Source organism: Pseudomonas laurylsulfatiphila, from assembly GCF_002934665.1.
GTDB lineage: Bacteria > Pseudomonadota > Gammaproteobacteria > Pseudomonadales > Pseudomonadaceae > Aquipseudomonas > Aquipseudomonas laurylsulfatiphila.
On record NZ_NIRS01000004.1, the window covers coordinates 234,084 to 253,263 of the forward strand.

Genomic DNA, 19,180 nt, shown 5'->3' on the forward strand with positions numbered 1-19,180 from the left:
ATTAAACAGAGGCTGCCGGATGGCTAACACTCCCTACCCAGAGTCCTACTACGCCGCATCGGCCAATGCGGTTCCGCCGCGCCCGGCGTTGCAGGATGACGTCGAGACCGATGTCTGTGTGATTGGCGCCGGTTATACGGGGCTGTCCTCTGCCCTGTTTCTGCTGGAGAACGGTTTCAAGGTCACGGTGCTTGAGGCCGCCAAGGTGGGTTTCGGGGCGTCCGGGCGTAATGGCGGGCAGATCGTTAACAGTTATAGCCGCGACATCGATGTGATCGAGCGCACGGTCGGTCCCAAGCAGGCTCAGTTGCTGGGGCAGATGGCGTTTGAAGGTGGCCGGATCATTCGTGAGCGGGTCGCCAGGTACAACATCCAGTGCGATCTGAAGGACGGTGGCGTGTTTGCCGCGATGACCGCCAAGCAGATGGGTCATCTGGAGTCGCAGAAGCGCCTGTGGGAGCGATTCGGCCACACCCAGCTCGAGTTGATGGATCAACGCCGCATCCGCGAAGTGGTGGCGTGTGATCAGTATGTCGGCGGCATGCTGGACATGAGTGGCGGCCACATTCATCCGCTCAACCTGGCGCTGGGTGAAGCGGCAGCCGTCGAGTCCCTGGGCGGGACGATCTACGAGCAGTCACCGGCCGTGCGCATCGAGCGCGGCGCGAATCCGGTGGTGCACACGCCGCAGGGCAAGGTCCGGGCCAAATTCATCATCGTCGCCGGCAACGCCTATCTGGGTAATCTGGTACCGGAACTGGCCGCCAAGTCGATGCCTTGCGGAACGCAGGTGATTACCACCGAACCCCTGGGCGAAGAACTGGCCAGGACCCTGCTGCCTCAGGACTACTGCGTCGAAGACTGCAATTACCTGCTCGACTACTACCGCCTCAGCGGTGACAAGCGTCTGATTTTCGGCGGCGGCGTGGTGTACGGCGCGCGGGATCCGGCGAACATCGAAGCGATCATTCGACCGAAGATGCTCAAGGCCTTCCCGCAGCTCAAGGACGTGAAGATCGATTACGCGTGGACCGGTAACTTCCTGCTGACCCTGTCGCGCCTGCCTCAAGTCGGACGCCTGGGCGACAACATCTACTACTCCCAGGGCTGCAGCGGCCATGGCGTGACCTACACGCACCTGGCGGGCAAGGTGCTGGCCGAAGCGTTGCGCGGCCAGGCCGAGCGTTTTGACGCGTTTGCCGACCTGCCCCACTACCCGTTCCCCGGCGGACAAATGCTGCGTACGCCGTTTGCGGCATTGGGTGCGTGGTATTACGGATTGAGGGATAAATTTGGTTATTGACCGTTAAAACAAAAGATCGCAGCCTGCGGCAGCTCCTACTCCCAGGGCTGCAGCGGCCATGGCGTGACCTACACGCACCTGGCGGGCAAGGTGTTGGCTGAAGCGTTGCGCGGTCAGGCCGAGCGTTTTGACGCGTTTGCCGACCTGCCCCACTACCCGTTCCCCGGCGGACAAATGCTGCGTACGCCGTTTGCGGCATTGGGTGCGTGGTATTACGGATTGCGGGACAAGTTCGGGTACTGACCTTTAAAACAAAAAAGATCGCAGCCTGCGGCAGCTCCTACAGAAAACATGATCTCCTGTAGGAGCTGCCGCAGGCTGCGATCTTTTGATCTTAAAGCCGGTCCCGCGCAATACCGCTGCGAATCCTCAGGATATCCGCCAGCACCGCCAGGGCAATCTCCGCTGGCGTCTTGCTGCCCAGGTTCAGCCCGATTGGCGCATGAATCCGTCCCAACTCGACATCTCCCAGACCGCCGATGCGCCGCAAGCGCTCGAAGCGCTTCTGTGAGGTCTGCATGGAGCCCATCACACCGATATAGAACGCCTCGGTGCGAACCGCCTCCATCATCGCCAGGTCATCGATACGCGGATCGTGAGTCAACGCCACCACCGCCGTGTCGCTGTGGCAGCCGCCGTCGGCGATGAACACCGACGGCAGTTGCCGGTGAATCTCCACGTTTTCCAGCACGACGCCTTCCAGCACTTCGTCCCGCGGATCGCACAGAATCACCTCGAAACCCAGGCCCACGGCAAACTCCGCACAAGCCTGAGCCACACTGGAATAGCCGGCCAGCAACAAGCGCTGGGCCGCGCCGACACGCACACGCACGCGGTCGATTTCACGCTCGATACGCACACCCTGCTCCCGATCATCGAACAGGCTGCGCGCACCGCTTTGCAGATCGACTTCGCGGATCAACCGACGTCGACCCAATAGCGCCGACTCCAGCTCGCGCAAATGCGCGTGCACCTCGCAATCGGCCTCAAGCTTCTCGACCAGCACATCCAGCACCCCGCCACAGGGCAGGCTGACGCGCGAGCGTGGGTCGTCGCCTTCGCCGTAACGAACGACGTTGACCGGCTCCATAAACGCGCCCTCGGCGACTCGCTCCAGAAAGTCCTCCTCGACACAACCACCGGACAGCGAGCCAATCCAGTGCCCGTCAGTGTTCACCGCCAGCAGCGAACCCGGTGCACGCGGCGCCGAGCCGTACGTGGCCAGCACCGTACACAGCCAGATGCGCTGACCGGCCGTCGACCACTCCAGCGCCCGGCGCACCACTTGCAGATCGAGATGCTGCATATCAGTGCGCCTTGTGCTCAAGCGGCGGCGCATCGGCCCGCAACGTCTGCACGTCGTTCACCGCCAGGTCATTGGGCTGACCGCCCCAGCCCTGACGCAGAAAGTTCAGCAGATCCGTGAGTTGCCCGTCGCTCAACTTCTCGGCGAAGCCCGGCATCGGCTGCATGTGCTCGAACCCGGAGAACTTCTGCTCACCGATACCGTCGTCGATCACCCGCACCAGGTTGCGCGGATCTTCCAGGCGCAGCGTGGTGTTGCCACGCATGGCCACGGCGATGTGCGGCTTGCCCTCGCCGCCCGGCGCATGGCAACCGGCGCAGACGTTCAAATATTCCTGACGGCCACGCTGGGCACTTGGGCTCAGTTTGTCCAATGGCACTTCGGTGAGCACTTTCGCCGCCGGCGGCTGATCGCCGAGCAGGAAAGTCGCCATGGCCGCCAGATCCGGATCATTGAGGCCCTGGGTGCTGTTGTGGAACACCGGGAACATCTCGTTGAACATCGTGCCCTGGGCGCTCATGCCGTGCTTGAGGAACGAGCTCAGGTCCTGATGATTCCAGCCACGGGCTGCCAGGTCGTTAGCCAGCAGGCTTGGTGCCAGATAACCGTTGAGCAGGCCGCCGGTCATGCGCTTGTCCTGCTGCATCGCACCCGGCAGGCCGCGTGGGGTGTGGCACTCGCCACAGTGACCGAGCACGTCGACCATGTACTGGCCGCGCTTCCAGGCTTCGCTTTTGCCTTCAGCCGGCTCCAGCTTCACATCCTTGCCGTACATCATGTTCCAGCCCATCAGGCCCAGGCGCACGTTGAACGGGAAGCTCAGGCGGGTGACCGGCGCGGCGCGCTCGATCGGCTCGACGGTTTTCAGGTAGGCATGAATCGCGTCGGAATCGGCGCGCGGCATCAGGTGATACGAGGTGTACGGCATCGCCGGATACAGGTTCGCGCCATCGCGGCGCTTGCCTTCGGTCAGCGCGGCGAAGAACTCGTCATCGCTGTACAGGCCGATGCCGTGCTCTTTGCTCGGGGTGATGTTGGTGCCATAGATCGTGCCGAACGGCGACACGATCGGCAGGCCGCCCGCATAGGGCGCGCCACCCGGCGCGGTGTGGCACGCCATGCAATCGGCGGCGCGGGCAAGGTATTGGCCTTGCTTGACCTGCGCCTCATCGGCGTGGGCCAGCAACACAGGCGCAGCCAGGCCGACCGCCAGCGTCAGGCGGGACAATAGTGACTTCATGCTTAACCCTCCTTGACCAGGCCGAGATCGGTCAGCACGTTGCGGGTGGCGCTGTAGTAGCGCACGTACCCGGTGCAACGGCATATGTGATGACCGAGGCTGTCCTCGATGACTTTTTCCAGCTGGCTTTTGACGATCGGCTGACGCTGCAGCTTTTCCACGAGCACGGTCGCGGCATTGACGAAGCCCGGTGCGCAGTAGCTGCACTGGAAGGCGAATTCGTCGACGAAGCGCTGCTGGATCGGGTTCAGCTCGGTGACCTTGCCCTGCTCGTCGCGGGTTGCATGGCCTTCGATGGTCCGCACTTTCTTGCCTTCGAAATAGTGCGCGCCGGTGATGCAGGTGCGCACTTCTTCGCTGGTGCCGTCGGGGTTGTCGACGATCACCACGCAGGCGTGGCAGATGCCCTGGCCGCAGCCCAGGCGCGAACCGGTGAGGTTCTTGTATTCGTGCAGGTAGTCGATCATCGGCAGGTCATCAGGGATGTCCACCGGGCCGACGGATTGACCGTTGAGGGTCAGTTGAAGCGGACGGTTAGCCATTGAGGGCCTCCTTGATGCGTGCAGAAGTGATAGGCAGGTCGCGGACACGTTTACCGATGGCATGGGCCACGGCATTGCCGATGGCACCGACCACCGGAATCATCACCACTTCGGCGATGCCCTTGGACGGGTCGCTTGGCGAGAGTGGCGGCAGGATCTCCGCCGTCTGCTTCCACACCGCAACATGCCGCGCCATTGGCAGGCGGTAACGGTTGAAGTTCCAGTCACCCTCACCCGGCCCGCCTTCGTACAGCGGCATTTCTTCCATCAGCGCATGGCCGATGCCCATGGCGATGCCGCCTTCGAGCTGGCCCTTGACCAGTTCCGGCACCAGCACGCGACCGCACTCGACCCACGAGTGATGGTTGAGTACCGACACTTCGTTCGAACCCTTGTTGACCTTCACTTCCACCAGCGTCGCCACCGGGCTGTAGTACGTCACCGCCGCGTTGTTCAACTGGGTTGCCGGGTAGGCGATGTTCTGCCGGTCCAGCAAATGGAAACCGGCGCTGTTCATCTGCGCCTTCTTCGCATTCGGTGCACCGTCGCCGTACTTCACCGCCAGGCCATCGAGCGGCAGACGCTCACGCACGCCGTCGATGCTGAACTCGGCCTCGGCCCAGCTCCAGCGGTTGAAACCGTGCACCGTGGCGCCGCTCACCAGGCCGCGCTCGTGAACACGCTTGGCGAGCATGGCGAACGGCAGGGGTTCCATGCCGTTGGCGGTGAGCTTGCCGTCGACCCAATGGGCGTCTTCGCGGCGCACCACGTAGGGGTTGGCCTGACCACCGAAAGGGCCTTGGCGCCAGATCTCCAGCGCCGCCGGCCACAGGCCGTGGTTGAACAGCACGCGCGCCGCTTCACGGGTGGCGTGGCTGAAGTAGTACGCCGAGTTGGTGGCCGACGATGCCGAAGCCACCTTGCCGACCCAACGCGGGTTGCGCAGGACATTATCCTGTTCGGCCTGGCTCATGATGTACGGGTTGCCGCTGCTGATCAGCTGCAACTCTTTCCATTCGGTTTCACCGGTCTTCACTTCGTGTGCCGGGATACCGAGGAAATCGGCCACGACCATGGCCTGCGAGGTCGACATGCCGGTGCCGATCTCGATACCGATGTGGCGTAGGCTGATGCGACCTTCGGCGGTGAATTCAATGCTGGCCATCGGCGCTTCGGAACCGGTGCCGAAGTCTTTCTGGCAGATGGCGAAACCCACGCCGTACCAGTTGTCCGGATCGGCAGCTTCGCGTTGTTTCTTGATCGCGTCGCGGTTTTTCCAGACCTCGTGGACCGCCGCCTTGTCGAGAATCTCGTGCAGGCGCAGGGCACCGGCCGGGATCGCGCCCTGGGTGTTTTTCATGCCCGAGCGCAGCGCATTTTTGCGACGCAGTTCAATGGCATCGACACCCAGGCGATCGGCGATTTCGTCGACCATCATTTCGGTCGACGCCATGCTCTGCAGGGTGCCGTAGCCACGCATCGACCCGGCTTCTACCGCGCGGGAATGGTAAGCCGTGACCTGCAGGTCGTTCTGCGGCATGTAATAGATCGATTGCGCGGCCGTGGCGCCCACCGCCGCCACCGACGGGCTGTAGTTGATTCGCCCGCCACCGTCGACGCTCATTTCAGCGCGGAAGATCTTGAAGCTGTGGTCGTTCTTGTCCACCGCCAACTGGTAGCGAATGTCGAACGGGTGACGCTTGATGCCGCTCTGGAACTGCTCGTAGCGGTCGTTGGCCAGGCGTACCGGCACGCCGGCGCCGTACAACGCGGCCAGCGCTGCGTAGTAGACGAAAATGTTGTGGTCTTTCGAGCCATAACCGACGGTATAACCCGGGTGCATGTTCAGGTTGGCCAGGCCGAAACGCGACGGCGCGATCATCTTCGCGGTCTCGGTCGCGGCTTCCAGCGGGCACTGGGTAGCGACGACGAAATGCAGGGTCTTGGTGGCCGGGTCGTACCAGCCGTTGCCGTTGTCCGGCTCCAGGGCAGCCGGTTCGATCGACGGGGTCTTGTAGCGCTCGTCGAACACCAGCCAGTTGTCCGGCGGCGTATCGATCTGCTGCTTCATGCGGTCGGCGTAGAACAACCCGCGCTCGGTCAGGTTGCCGTGCAGGTTCGGCTGGGAGTTCCACACCGGACGACGGTTTTTCAGCATCGGGAACAGGATCGAATCCTTGAGGCTGGCGAACTCGTCTTCATCCGCCGAGGTCGCACCGCCGACGCGCACGTAGCGGAAGCTGCCGTATGGATCGCCTTCGTAGAACGGCACTTTATCGCCGTAGCGGATGGCCTTGTCATTGAATTTGAGTTGGTTCTTGGCCTGACGGAAGCGCTCGAAGTCGTTCCAGATCAGGATCGCCACCGGGTGCCCGATGAACATCGGCACCTTGCCGGCCGGCAACAGCGGATCCGGCGCGTGCTCCTCAGGGAACACGATACCGTCCTTGACCAGGTCTTCGGCGGTGACGATGCGGTCCGGCTGCAACTCGGCACCCAGCCACGACAGGTCGATGCCGGCGAAGATGTGGTCGGCCTTGATGGTTTTCAGCAGCATGGCGTGGCCTTGTTGCTGCGGCCAGCCCGGCATGTCCTTGGCACGGATGTCGCGGGCAAAGACCTTGCTGCCGCAGACCTTGGACAAGGCATCGTTACGGGCGCGCGCCTTGCCATTGTTGCCGAGCCACTGCTCGGACGGCACGGTCACGCTGTTTTCCATCAAGGCGGCCAGCGCCTGGCTGCTCAACGGCGTGAGCGTCACGCTCACACCCGCTACCAGCCCGCCCTGAAGGAACGAGCGCCGGGATATATCACGGTTGGACATGGATCATCCTCTGGGCGGTTATGGGGTCCGCCCTTCTGGTTATGTACTGGAAATCTCGAGTCTTGCAGAAGCCCTCTTCGACGATGCAAAGGGCTGTTGTTGACAGTGCAAAGCTGACCGAAAGGTTAAGTTTATAGGCTTATGCCTTCGCGGAAAACTAAAAACTGACCAAGGAATCAAAAAACCGCGACTTTTCGACGCAGCAGTTCGATGAACAACCCCACTCCCGGCTGATGTGCTCGCCCTTGCGCAACAACAACCCGAATGGCGCCATCTGCACATCCAGTTCCACCGGCAACGCCACCACCAGTCCCATTTCAAGATAGTCGTGCAATGCGGTTTCCGACAGGACCCTGATCGCGTCGGTCAGCGGCATTTCCCCGGACGTAGCAATGGGCAGGTCGAACAGTATTCAGCGGGGTCGGTGGCCAGGTAATAGAAGCAACAGGTTCGGCGAAAGCGAATGCTGCGCTGCCCGTCGTCCACCAGCGTCGGCGGTCGACGAAAATGGCTCAGCGGGTTGTAATCGAGACCGAACAACGCAGGCTCGGCTTGTGTCAGCAGCCAATGGAAATCCGCTTCACAGCGCTTGCGCACTGACGGGTCGTCGATTTTCACCATGCGTTTTTCATACAGCGAGTAAACGCGCACGGCCGTGTTTTCCCAGAGGATGCGCCGGGAGACACCAGTGACACGGTTGAAGGTTTGCCACAACGGTTGCAGCAGTCCCGCGAACAGTCCCCGCACCAGGGCCTCCCGCCAGGCCTCGCGTTCATTGGCCCCATAGGTCAGCGGCAGACCGTGATTCAGTGGCATCGAAGACGTCCACTGCCCATCATCGTGGCCGTATTCAATCAGCGTGTTGTCGAGCGTCAACAACAGCCCCTTGTCATACACCGACAGCGCATACAAACAGGCGCCGGTCGCCAGAAACGACAAGCGTTTGCCCAGCAGTGAGGCGGTGATCGCCCGGGTCGGCGAGCCAATCACCGGGCCCAGGGTGTCCAGCAGTTGCTCACACACGTCCTCCTGCAACAAGTCCCGGGCCATCAGCGAGCGCAACGGGTCGCGCTCGTCGCTGTTCTTGAGCCGCAAGCCGCCGGACAACACCGTCCACTGCGACGCGGTGAAATGACGTGCCAGACTCATTGCGGCAATTCCCGGCCAAACGGAATGCACAGCGGCGTGCCGAAGAACGGATCGGCAATGATCCGGCAATTGAGGTCGAATACGGTTTTGACCAAGGGTTCGGTCAACACCTCGTCGGGCCGTCCCTGGGCAAAGGCCGTCCGGTTGTGCACCGCAACCATGTGGTCGGCGTAACGACAGGCCAGGTTGAGGTCGTGCAGCACCATGATGATGGTCTTGTTTTCGAGCCGGTTAAGGTCGCGCAGCAAGTCCAGCACTTCGATCTGGTGCGCCAGGTCGAGAAACGTGGTGGGTTCGTCGAGCAGCACGATGCCTGTGTCCTGGGCCAGGGTCATGGCGATCCACGCGCGCTGGCGCTGCCCGCCGGACAACGCGTCCACCGGTCGGTCCGCCAGGGCCTGCAGGCTGGTTTGCGTCAACGCGCGGTTGACCATGGCCTCATCTTCAGCCGACCACTGCTGCATCCAGCTCTGATACGGATAACGCCCCAGCGCCACCAACTGCCGCACCGTGATGCCCTCCGGCGCACTGGGAGTCTGAGGCAAAATGGCCAACTCCCTGGCCACGGCGGCCGTGGACTTTTGCTGGATGTCCATACCGTTGAGGATCACCGAGCCCTGCCGCGGTTTCAGCAGTCGGGCGAAGGACTTGAGCAAGGTGCTTTTGCCGCAGCCGTTGCTGCCGATCAGTACCGAAATCTTGCCCTGGGGCAGCTGCATGTCCAGCGCGTCAATAATGACCTGGCGCTGGTAACTCAGGGTCAGGCCGCGACTTGCAATCGACGTCATGCGTTGAATTCCTTAATGACGCTGTTTAATCAACAAATAGAGAAAAAAGGGTGTGCCCAGCACGGCGACAAAAATCCCGGCCGGCAGATCCAGCGGCAAAAACAGGACACGCCCGGCGAGGTCGGCCAGCACCACGAGGTTCGCCCCGACCAACGCGGCCATCACCGCCTGACCACCAAAACCCGGGGCGACCAGACGCTTGGCAATGTGCGGCGCAATCAGCCCGACAAACGCAATCGCCCCGCCCCAGGCAATCGCTGCACCGGCCAATGCCACGCTCACCAGCAACAAACCGGCACGCAGCCACTGCACCCGAACGCCGATGCCCTGGGCCAGAGTGTCATCCAGTTGTTGCACCCTCACCTGCCGGGCCAGCAGCACCAGCAGCGGGCAGATACCCAACAACCAGCGCCCCAGCGCCAGCGGTTCCGGCCAACTGGCGCCGTACACGCTGCCGGTCAGCCAGACATAAGCCGACAGGGTCGTGGTCAGCGGACTGAAGACCAGGATGAAGGTGGTCGCGGCGGTCAACATCGCGCTGATGCCGACCCCGATCAACACCAGGCGCAGCGGTGAGGCTCCCTGTTTCCAGGCCAGCAGATAGATCGCCAATGCCGCCAGCCCCGCGCCGAGCATCGCCGCCAGCGGCAGATACTGTTGGCCCAGCGCCAGGGAGAAAAACGCCAGATACAGCACGGCCGCCGCACTGGCGCCGCTGGTGATACCCAGCAGATCAGGGGACGCCAGCGGGTTGCGGATGATGCTTTGCAGAATCAGCCCCGACACCGACAATGCCGCCCCGACCAACGCCGCCAGGAGCATGCGCGGCAAGCGCAATTGCTCGACGATGAACGTCAGGCTGGCGTCCTGGCTCGACAGCACAATCCGCAGCACCTCCAACGGCGACAGCATGACTTTGCCCAGCGACAGTGAACCGAGCATGATCAGCGCCGTCACCATCAACGCCGCCAGCAACCGCCACAACGTGGCGACATTGATCCGCCGGGAAAAGCCGCTGCGGCGCCAGGTCAGGACCTTATCCATAACGACCTCCACGCCGGGCCAGCAGAATGAAGAAGGGTGCGCCGAACAATGCCGTCATCACGCCCACCGGGACCTCCTGCGGCAGGATCAACACCCGCGACAAGGTATCGGCCAGCAGCAGGACAATCGCGCCGAGCAGCGCACAGCCCGGCAGCAACCAGCGATGATCGATGGACAGGCCCTTGCGCACCATGTGCGGCACCAGCAGGCCGATAAACCCGATGCTGCCGGCCAATGCCACGGCACTGCCCGCCAGACAGACCACCAGCACGCTCATCAGCAGCCGGATCAAACCGGTGCGCTGACCCAGGCCGGTGGCGATCTCCTCGCCTGCGTCAAGCACGTTGACCTGCCCCGCCAGCAACATCGCGCCGAACAACCCGAGTACGCCACAGATCAGCAGTGGCGCGGCGACCGACAGGCTGCGCTCGGTCAACGAGCCCGCCAGCCAGAACAGCACCGTGTCCAGTCCATCCTGGTTGACCACCAGCAACGCCTGGCTGAACGCGGAGAACAAAGCAGCCATCGCCGCACCCGCCAGCACAATGCGCAGCGGGCTGAGACTGCCCTGCCCCATGTTGCCGATCAGCCACACCAGGCTGCCGGCCACGGCCGCGCCGATGAACGCGCACCACAGCCAGGCATCCGGGGATGACAGGGAAAACAGCGAGGAGCACAGGATGATAAAAAAAGTCGCGCCGGCGTTGATCCCGAACAACCCGGGGGACGCCAGCGGATTGCGCGTCAGCGCCTGCATCAAGGCCCCCGCCACGGCCAGGCTCGCGCCCACGGCCATCGCCATCAAGGTGCGCGACAGGCGCGTGGTGGTCACCAGCACATGGCTGACGCTCAGCGGATCGGGATGCACGAACGCGGCGGCAATGTGCGACAGCGGAATCCAGGTGGCTCCGACCGCCAGGCTCAGCACGCCGCTGAGCAGCAACACGACGGCGGCACAGCACAATTTCAAACCATTGCTCATCAGGACACGTCCGCCGTGACCAGCCGCACGACGTCATCGAGCATCAGGTTCGCCCCGAGCATCCCGCCCGACAGGCTCCAGGCCACTCCGTCGACCCGCCACACCTGCCCCTGTTGCGGCGCACGCATTTGCTGCCACAGCGGATGCTGCACCAGGCTTTCATAGTTTCGCTGCACTGCCGGTTTCTCCGCGCGCAAGAAGACAATGAAAATGTCGGCATTGACCACCGCCAGACTCTCCTTGCTGGTGAGTTTGATCGATACCCCGCTCGCCGCCCGACTGGCCTCACTCCAGCCAAACCCCAGCTCGGTGATCACCGAACCTGGAAAACTGGCCGGCAGATAACTGCGGATATGGTCCTCGCGGACATCCAGAATCGACACCGTCGGCGGCCAGCGCTCGGCAAATTTCTGCTGCAGTTGCTCGCGCAGTTGTGCCGTGCGCCACTGCCAGCGGGCCAACACCTCCTCGGCGCGCTGCTGGCGGTGCAAGGCCAGGCCCATCAACGCCAGGGTCTTTTTGAACTCGAACACTTCTTCCAGTATCACCACCGGGGCGATCTGCTTGAGCAACGGCGCGATGCGTTCATGGCGAAAGCGCGAGGCGATGATCACGTCCGGCTTGAGCAGCGCGATGTCCTCAAGGCTGGGCTGGGTTTCCAGCCCGACATGGGGCACCGCCTCCAGCGCCGAACGCAGATAGCGATAGGTGGGCTTTTCGCTCCAGGAATCGACGATGCCGCAAGGTGTGATGCCCAGCGCCACGGCACTGTCCGTGGCCCCCTGAAACAGGGTGATCACCCGCAGCGGCGCGGCGTCGGCCCGGGCCCACGTCGACGGGGTAAACCTGAGCGCAAGCAGGCCCAGGGACAGGCGCAGCAGCGTGCGCCTGGAAGGCGTATTGGGCTGTTCTTTCTTGGGCGGGTCAGTCAGGCCGGGCATGCTTTCGTCCTCTGCAATCGATTCATGACACAACTGGGTAGCGCCCTTCCCTGTGGCGCAATCCACGGTTGAATCGATTCAGAAGTCGACGGTCGCCGACAGCAGGTAGGTTCGTGGAGTCGCGAGCGTCAATCCAGGCTCGCTGTCATCCGAGGCACCGGCCGAACTCCAGTAGCGCTTGTCGGCCACGTTCTCGATATTGGCGCGCAGGGTGATGTTCTTTTCTTCAACCTTGAAGGCGTAGCGCGCGCCCACGTCGACACGCGTCCAGGCATCGATTTCCTTGTTATTGGACTGGTCCAGATACTGCGAGCTGGAATAGATGCCACGGCTGGTGAGGGTCAGGCCTTGTACATTCGGCACGTCCCACTCGGCCCCCAGGCTGACGTTGTATTCCGGCGTGGCGGGCGCGCGGTTGCCGTCAAAGGTGCCGTTGGTGGTGCCGGTCAACTCGCTGTCGATGTACATGACGCCGCCAAGCAGGCGGAAACCGTTGAGCGGCTCACCGAACACACTGACTTCCACACCGTTGTTTTCGCGTTTGCCATTCGGGCCGAAAACCCGCGTCGTGGCGTTGGTTTCATAGGCCGGCTGCTTGATCCGGAACACCGCTGTGGTAATGGCGAACGCACCCGCATCATATTTGGCACCGACCTCGACCTGCCGACTGATGAACGGCGGGAAGATCTCGTCCTCGTTCACCGAGGTCGACGGCGCGATCTTGCCCTGGCTCAGGCCTTCCATGTAGTTGGCATACAACGAAAGCTTGTCGGTGGCCTTGAACAGGATGCCGCCCGAGGGCGAAACCTTTTCTTCATCGTAGCCCGTGTCGCCTTTGACATTATCCGTCCAGTCGTCAACCTGCACTCGCTGCCAGCGGGCGCCGACGGTCAACAGCACCCGGTCATCGAGGAAACCCAATGTGTCGGACAACGCCACGCTGCTGGAACGGTTCTCGGTATACACCTTCGAATCGAGTCGCGTGGGCGTGCTGGGTGTAGGTGTTTCCACGGGGTTGTAAATATTGCTCGGGGCGGCGGCATAACGGGCGCCACCGTTTTCGAAGTCCATGTAGAAGTAGCTGGCAGCCAGGTTGATTTCATGGCTCACCGGACCGGTATGGAACCAGTTGCGGACCCCGGCGTTGGCTGTCCGGACATTTTCGTCACGGGTGAAGTCACGTGGCTGAACGCTGAAATCGCCCGCGTTGTTGGTGACCGCTACGGCGTGCCGAAGGAAGTCGTGATTACTTTTACGCGCACCCGCACCGGCGTACACCATGACGGAGTCGCTGACATCGTACTCGCCGGTCACCGTACCGAAGGTGTCCTTGGTCCGCGCCTTGCTCCATGGCTGCGCATAGTTGTGGCGAACATCGCTGGCGTGCGGAACCTGAGCTTTGGCGCCGACCTGCACACGCTCCTGCGGGGCGTCGGTGTCACGCTCGTTATGTCCGATGTCCGTCGAGAGCCGCAGTCGCTCACCGCGAAAATCCAGGCCCAGCACAGCCATCTCACGGTCAACACTCTGGTGATCCCATTCGGTGTCGCCGGACTGCTTCACGCCGTTGAAACGAACACCGAACATGTCCCCCTCACCAAAGCGCCGACCGATATCTACCGCACCGCCGACCTGGCTGTCGGAAGCGTAGTTGCCGGTAAACGAGGTAACGGGCACGTCGGTGGCGCGCTTGGGCACCACGTTGATCCCGCCGCCCACGCTGCCCCGCGGCGAGATGCCATTGATCAACTGACTCGGGCCTTTGAGGATGTCGACGCGGTCGGCCATTTCCATGTCGATGGTGTACGTCGGCAGGATGCCGTAGAGACCGTTGTAGGAGACATCACTGTTGAACAGGCTCATTCCGCGAATGGTGAACTGCTCATACCGCCCACCCGCCGGGTTGGTGGCGCGAACCGAGGGATCGCTGGCAACGAGGTCGCCCAAGGTACGAGCCTGCAGGTTTTTCACCAACTCACTGGTGTAGGTGGTCTCGCTGAACGGCGTCTCCATGAAGTCTTTCGAGCCCAGCAAGCCTTGCGACCCACGGCGTGCGACCTGCCCGCCGACATACGGATCACCGTGTGCTGTGTCCGCCGTCGCGTAAATAGAGGTAGCACCCAATTGCAGGGTGCTGCCTGTTGGCGCCGGGGTCAGCATGTACGCCTGTTCGCCCACCGGTTGCAGTTGCAGACCGGAACCCTGCAGCAGCTGGGCAAAGCCCTCTTCCACCGCGAAGTCGCCGGAAAGGCCAGGGCTGGTGCGCCCACTCACCAGTGCCGGGTCCACGGACAGATTGACCCCGGCCAACCCGGCGAAACGGGTCAGCGCCGCGCCGAGGCTACCGGCTGGCACCTGATAGCTGCGCCGTGGCGCGTCTTCGGCCCAACCGGCAGTGATGAACAACGGACAGGCACTCAGGCTCAACAACAGACTCAAGTGCATCAAGGGGCGCAACCGGGATGGAGCCAGACGCGTACTGCAAGGCATCACTGCGGGCATTGAGAATCTCTCTGATTTCGTTTCACTTGCCTTGAATGACAAGCGTCGCGAAAAAAGGGGACACGCGTTAAACACTATTTTTGCGCGGCACCAGCGTTACCCAATAACGCGTACGCGAATGCACCTCCAGCGGCAGGCTGACCGCCAGAAGCGCGAGGATGCGATCGGTGTCTTCCAGGCGAAAACTACCGGTGATGCGCAGCGATTCCAGCTCCGGCTCCCAGCGCAACACGCCCGGACGATAGGTGCTGAGTTCGCGCAGGAAATCCCCCAAGGGTTGGTTCTGCGCCATCAGCACTCCGTCACGCCAGCCAGGGGCCAGCACGTCGAATGGCTCCACAGCGCCGGCACCCGCCGCTTGCAGGCTGACTTGCTGGCCGCCGCGCAACGAAAAGACCGGCCCGTGCAGAGGCTGCAACTGCACCGTGCCTCGAAGCACTGACACCTTGCAGCCCGTCGGCCCCTGACGCACACACACTTCACTCTGACTGACGGTCACTTGCCCGAAGCGCGTGAGGATCGTCAGCGGCGAAGTCCCGGGCACGTTCAGCGCCATTTCGCCTTCCACCAGTGTCAGGCGCCGGCTCTTCAGATCGATATCGACGGCGCTGGCCGTGTTCAGTTGCACAGCACTGCCATCGGCCAACCGGACTTTTTTGCTTTCCCCGGTGGCGGTGCGCAGGTCGGCACCCCAGGCATCCAGAGGCAACTGCCGACTGATCAACCAGGCGGTCGGCAGCAACGCCACTGCACCGACCGCGCGCTTGAGCACCGTGCGTCGACTGGCTTGCGGCCGGTCCAGACTGGCCATGGCCAGGCCCGATGGCAGGTCGGCAAAGCGTTGACGCAAGCACTGCGCTTTCTGCCAGGCCTGCTCATGGCTGGAATGGCTGTCGCGCCAGCTCTGCAACTGCTCCCGGTCCCGCTCATTGGCACAGCCGGATTCCATGAGGGCCAGCCACTGCGCGGCGGCCCGCACGACTTGTCGGGTCTGGGCCGAAGGTGCCGAACCGTTCACATGTCCACCAGCAGGCAATGCTCGTAGGCTTGAGCCATGTAGCGCTTGATCGTGCGTTCCGAGACTTGCAGGCGCTCGGCAATCTCCTGATAGCCCAGGCCTTCGAGCTGACTCAAGAGAAACGCGCGGCGTACCGGGCCCGGCAATCCATCGAGCAATTCGTCCAGGGCCTGCAGGGTTTCCAGCAGGATCCAGCGTTGCTCCGGGGACGGCACACAGTCCTCGGGCGGCAACGCCAATGCATCGAGATAGGCTTGCTCCAGGCTACGACGCTTGTAGAAGTTGCTCAGCAGTCGTTTGCCGACGGTCGCCAGGTAGGCGCGAGGCTCTTGCAAGTCGGCGATGCGCTGAGAGCTGGCCAGTACACGAACGAAGGTATCCTGACTCAGGTCCGCCGCATCGCTGCCATTGCTCATGCGTCGCCTCAACCAGCCTTCGAGCCAGCCCCGATGGTCGCGGTACAGGTCGTGGAAGGCTTGCTCCGGCGGCATCGCGGCATCACTCATCTGAAGGAACCCTGGGCGAAGAAATAATTTAAATGCGACTCATTCTAATTAGTGTTGCGCAGGCAATCCAAGTCCTTTGTGCGAATTGCACCCGGTAAATGCTTGAATTATTTAATGACAGGCAGGCATTTCGGCCGCGCAGGCGCCGGTTTAGCAGGGCTGAGGGTTATTGAGGGGGATTTTCGAGAGTCATCGGAATTAACCGGGCATCTGCGCCAGGCCGACAGATGCGAAACCCTGAGGGTCTCGAGGCAGGAGAAAAAGCCAAATCGCAGACACAAAAAACCCCGGTCTTTCGACCAGGGTCTTTGCTATCGACTCGAAGTAACCAGTGGTTTCTTCGTAGCTCCAAGGCGTTCAGTGGGCCTCGGGGCAGATATGGCGCAGCGGACGGGACTCGAACCCGCGACCCCCGGCGTGACAGGCCGGTATTCTAACCGACTGAACTACCGCTGCGTATCGCTTTGAGCAGATGCTCAAGTAACTCGTCTGATTGAAAACTCAGTAGCTTTTCAATCTCGAATCAGAGCATGCCTGATTCGGAAAATATGGCGCAGCGGACGGGACTCGAACCCGCGACCCCCGGCGTGACAGGCCGGTATTCTAACCGACTGAACTACCGCTGCGCGTCGGTGGAGGCATTTCAGCCTACCTCTTGCTTTCGCAAGTATCTCGGGAGTGGTGGGTGATGACGGGATCGAACCGCCGACATTCTGCTTGTAAGGCAGACGCTCTCCCAGCTGAGCTAATCACCCGTTTGCATCTCCGAGGCCGCGAAATTTACGCAGGTAGCGAACCTAAGTCAATAGCAGGATTGAAGTTTTTCTGAAAAAGACAAAATCATTTCATTCCGGCCAGTGTCGGCAACCATCAGTCCGCCATCGCGAGCAGGCTCGCTCCTACAGTGGATCGCGTTTCTTCAGAGAACATGCTTTCTATTGTAGGAGCGAGCCTGCTCGCGATGAGGGCGATACATTCAACGCCAATATCACTCGCTGTAAATCATCTTCTTGGTCATGCCGCCATCGACCACGAATTCCTGGCCGGTGACAAAACCGGCATTCCTCGACAGCAGCCAGGCCACCATCGCCGCCACATCCTCGACCGTCCCCACCCTGCCCGCCGGATGCTGGGCATGATCGGCCTCGGTCAAGGGTTCCGCACGCCGCACCGAAGGGTCGCGCGCATCGATCCAGCCAGGGCTGACCGCGTTGACCCGGATCTCTGGCCCAAGACTGATGGCCAATGCGTGAGTCAGGGCCAACAAGCCGCCCTTGCTCGCCGCATAGGCCTCTGTGTCGGGCTCCGACTGCGCGGCGCGGGTCGAGGCCAGATTGACGATGGCGCCGCTGTGAGCGCGCAGGTACGGCGCACAGTGCTTGGCCAGCAGCATCGGCCCACTGAGGTTCACCGCCAACACCCGATTCCAGTGAGCCAGATCGAGGCTCTCCAGGGTAATGTTGTGCGGATCGGCCACCGCCGCATTGCAGACCAGCGCATCCAGGCGCCCGAACTGGCCGAGCACCTCGGCCACGCCCAGCGCGACTTGCCCCTCGTTGGCGACATCCATGGCGATGAACCAGGCGTTGTCGCCCAGTACTTTCGCCACTTTCGACCCGCGCTCCCTGTCCAGATCCGTCAGCACGACTTGCCAGCCTTCGCTGATCAGCCAGGCCGAAATCCCCAGGCCAATGCCCCGCGCAGCACCGGTCACCAGTGCTACGCGGCCATTGGAGCCCGTGTTGGGCGCAGACAACTCGATCACAACGCAGCCAGGCCGCGCGCCAGATCGGCTTGCAGGTCCGCCACGTCTTCCAGACCGACCGCAACGCGGATCAGACTGTCACGAATGCCCGCCGCTTCACGCTCTTGCGGCGCCAGACGACCATGGGACGTGGTGCTCGGATGCGTGATGGTGGTTTTGCTGTCGCCCAGGTTGGCGGTGATCGAAATCAGGCGCGTGGCATCGATAAAGCGCCAGGCGCCCTCTTTGCCACCCTTCACCTCAAAACTGACGACCGCACCGAAACCCTTCTGCTGGCGCAGCGCCAGCTCGTGCTGCGGATGGCTCTTGAGGCCGGCGTAATGGACTTTCTCGATGCCTTCCTGTTGTTCCAGCCACTCGGCCAGTTGCTGGGCGTTGGCGCAATGGGCCTTCATCCGCAGGTTCAAAGTCTCCAGGCCCTTGAGGAAGATCCAGGCGTTGAACGGGCTCAGGGTCGGCCCGGCGGTACGCAGGAAGCCAACCACTTCTTTCATCTGCTCGCTGCGACCGGCGACCACGCCGCCCATGCAACGGCCCTGGCCATCGATGAACTTGGTGGCCGAGTGCACGACGATGTCCGCGCCCATTTTCAGCGGCTGCTGCAAGGCCGGGGTGCAGAAGCAGTTGTCGACCACCAGCATCGCGCCCTTGGTGTGGGCGATTTTCGCCAGTTCGGCAATGTCGACCAACTCGGCCAGCGGGTTGGACGGCGACTCGACGAACAGCAGCTTGGTGTTGGGCTTGATCGCCGCGTCCCAGCCGGACAAATCCGCCAGGGCAACGTAATCGACTTCGATGCCGAAACGCTTGAAGTACTTTTCGAACAGGCTGATGGTCGAGCCGAACACGCTGCGCGACACCAATACGTGATCGCCGGCGCTGCACAGGCTCATCACCACGGCCATGATCGCAGCCATGCCAGTGGCGGTGGCCACGGCTTGCTCGGCGCTTTCCAGAGCGGCGATGCGCTCTTCGAAGGCGCGTACGGTCGGGTTGGTGTAGCGCGAGTAAACGTTACCTGGTACTTCCCCGGCAAAACGCGCGGCTGCGTCGGCAGCGGTGCGGAATACATAGCTGGAAGTGAAGAACATCGGATCACCGTGCTCGCCTTCCGGCGTACGGTGCTGTCCGGCACGTACGGCCAGGGTATCGAACGCTACGCCTTCGAGGTCGCTGTCCAGCCGACCGGCATCCCAATCCTGACTCATGCTGTCACTCCTTTCCCTATTCTCGTCAATTAAAAGCCGGATACAAAACCGGCCCCTCAGGG

The 19,180-nt window shown here is 62.3% G+C and carries 16 protein-coding genes, 3 tRNA genes and 1 pseudogene; 2 read left to right on the plus strand and 18 right to left on the minus strand.

What is annotated here, in order from left to right; all coding sequences use genetic code 11:
- Positions 1-19 precede the first annotated feature (19 nt).
- Both CD175_RS15810 and CD175_RS15815 read left to right on the plus strand, forming a co-directional pair.
- On the plus strand, positions 20-1,303 hold the full coding sequence (locus tag CD175_RS15810) for an NAD(P)/FAD-dependent oxidoreductase (RefSeq protein ID WP_104449624.1): 1,284 nt from the start codon (positions 20-22) through the stop codon (positions 1,301-1,303).
- Between the two features lie 63 nt (positions 1,304-1,366).
- Positions 1,367-1,546, plus strand: a complete 180-nt coding sequence (locus CD175_RS15815) for a hypothetical protein (RefSeq protein WP_420849113.1) — start codon at positions 1,367-1,369, stop codon at positions 1,544-1,546.
- Positions 1,547-1,637: 91 nt separating this feature from the next.
- On the opposite strand, the gene CD175_RS15820 is transcribed toward CD175_RS15815, so the two are convergent.
- From CD175_RS15820 to CD175_RS15905, 18 genes and pseudogenes are all read right to left on the minus strand, one after another.
- Positions 1,638-2,609 (minus strand): XdhC family protein, encoded by a 972-nt coding sequence (locus tag CD175_RS15820; RefSeq protein WP_104449625.1) that lies wholly within the window; start codon positions 2,607-2,609, stop codon positions 1,638-1,640.
- Position 2,610: 1 nt separating this feature from the next.
- Positions 2,611-3,849 (minus strand): c-type cytochrome, encoded by a 1,239-nt coding sequence (locus CD175_RS15825; protein WP_104449626.1) that lies wholly within the window; start codon positions 3,847-3,849, stop codon positions 2,611-2,613.
- A 2-nt stretch (positions 3,850-3,851) separates the two neighbouring features.
- The gene (locus CD175_RS15830) at positions 3,852-4,391 is read right to left on the minus strand and encodes a (2Fe-2S)-binding protein (RefSeq protein WP_007982256.1); all 540 of its coding nucleotides are present in this window, start codon (positions 4,389-4,391) and stop codon (positions 3,852-3,854) included.
- Positions 4,384-7,215, minus strand: a complete 2,832-nt coding sequence (locus CD175_RS15835) for a xanthine dehydrogenase family protein molybdopterin-binding subunit (RefSeq protein ID WP_104449627.1) — start codon at positions 7,213-7,215, stop codon at positions 4,384-4,386. Before CD175_RS15835 ends, CD175_RS15830 begins: the two co-directional genes overlap by 8 nt.
- Before the next feature lie 176 nt (positions 7,216-7,391).
- Positions 7,392-7,585 (minus strand): annotated as a pseudogene (locus CD175_RS15840) (LysR family transcriptional regulator); the annotation flags it as partial.
- Positions 7,582-8,364, minus strand: a complete 783-nt coding sequence (locus tag CD175_RS15845) for an IucA/IucC family C-terminal-domain containing protein (RefSeq protein ID WP_104449628.1) — start codon at positions 8,362-8,364, stop codon at positions 7,582-7,584. The pseudogene CD175_RS15840 and the gene CD175_RS15845, both read right to left, overlap by 4 nt.
- Positions 8,361-9,152 (minus strand): ABC transporter ATP-binding protein, encoded by a 792-nt coding sequence (locus tag CD175_RS15850; protein ID WP_104449629.1) that lies wholly within the window; start codon positions 9,150-9,152, stop codon positions 8,361-8,363. Before CD175_RS15850 ends, CD175_RS15845 begins: the two co-directional genes overlap by 4 nt.
- A 12-nt stretch (positions 9,153-9,164) precedes the next feature.
- A complete protein-coding gene (locus CD175_RS15855) occupies positions 9,165-10,196 on the minus strand; it encodes a FecCD family ABC transporter permease (protein WP_104449630.1) in 1,032 nt (343 codons plus the stop codon).
- Entirely contained in the window at positions 10,189-11,178 is a 990-nt protein-coding gene (locus tag CD175_RS15860; RefSeq protein ID WP_104449631.1) for a FecCD family ABC transporter permease, read from the minus strand. Before CD175_RS15860 ends, CD175_RS15855 begins: the two co-directional genes overlap by 8 nt.
- Complete coding sequence (locus CD175_RS15865) at positions 11,178-12,119, minus strand: ABC transporter substrate-binding protein (RefSeq protein WP_104449632.1); 942 nt, start codon at positions 12,117-12,119, stop codon at positions 11,178-11,180. Before CD175_RS15865 ends, CD175_RS15860 begins: the two co-directional genes overlap by 1 nt.
- Positions 12,120-12,197: 78 nt before the next feature.
- Positions 12,198-14,621: a TonB-dependent receptor gene (locus tag CD175_RS15870; protein WP_104449633.1), complete on the minus strand. Its 2,424-nt coding sequence runs from the start codon at positions 14,619-14,621 to the stop codon at positions 12,198-12,200.
- 67 nt (positions 14,622-14,688) lie between these two features.
- Positions 14,689-15,639, minus strand: a complete 951-nt coding sequence (locus tag CD175_RS15875; RefSeq protein ID WP_104449634.1) for a FecR domain-containing protein — start codon at positions 15,637-15,639, stop codon at positions 14,689-14,691.
- Positions 15,636-16,145 (minus strand): sigma-70 family RNA polymerase sigma factor, encoded by a 510-nt coding sequence (locus CD175_RS15880; RefSeq protein ID WP_104449635.1) that lies wholly within the window; start codon positions 16,143-16,145, stop codon positions 15,636-15,638. The genes CD175_RS15875 and CD175_RS15880 overlap by 4 nt, the downstream gene beginning before the upstream one ends.
- Before the next feature lie 379 nt (positions 16,146-16,524).
- Positions 16,525-16,601, minus strand: a tRNA-Asp gene (locus CD175_RS15885).
- Between the two features lie 93 nt (positions 16,602-16,694).
- Positions 16,695-16,771: transfer RNA gene (locus CD175_RS15890), tRNA-Asp, on the minus strand.
- Between the two features lie 53 nt (positions 16,772-16,824).
- A tRNA-Val gene (locus tag CD175_RS15895) sits at positions 16,825-16,900 on the minus strand.
- A gap of 233 nt (positions 16,901-17,133) precedes the next feature.
- Positions 17,134-17,910: an SDR family oxidoreductase gene (locus CD175_RS15900; protein ID WP_104449636.1), complete on the minus strand. Its 777-nt coding sequence runs from the start codon at positions 17,908-17,910 to the stop codon at positions 17,134-17,136.
- Positions 17,907-19,118: an O-succinylhomoserine sulfhydrylase gene (locus tag CD175_RS15905; RefSeq protein WP_104449637.1), complete on the minus strand. Its 1,212-nt coding sequence runs from the start codon at positions 19,116-19,118 to the stop codon at positions 17,907-17,909. Before CD175_RS15905 ends, CD175_RS15900 begins: the two co-directional genes overlap by 4 nt.
- Positions 19,119-19,180 lie beyond the last annotated feature (62 nt).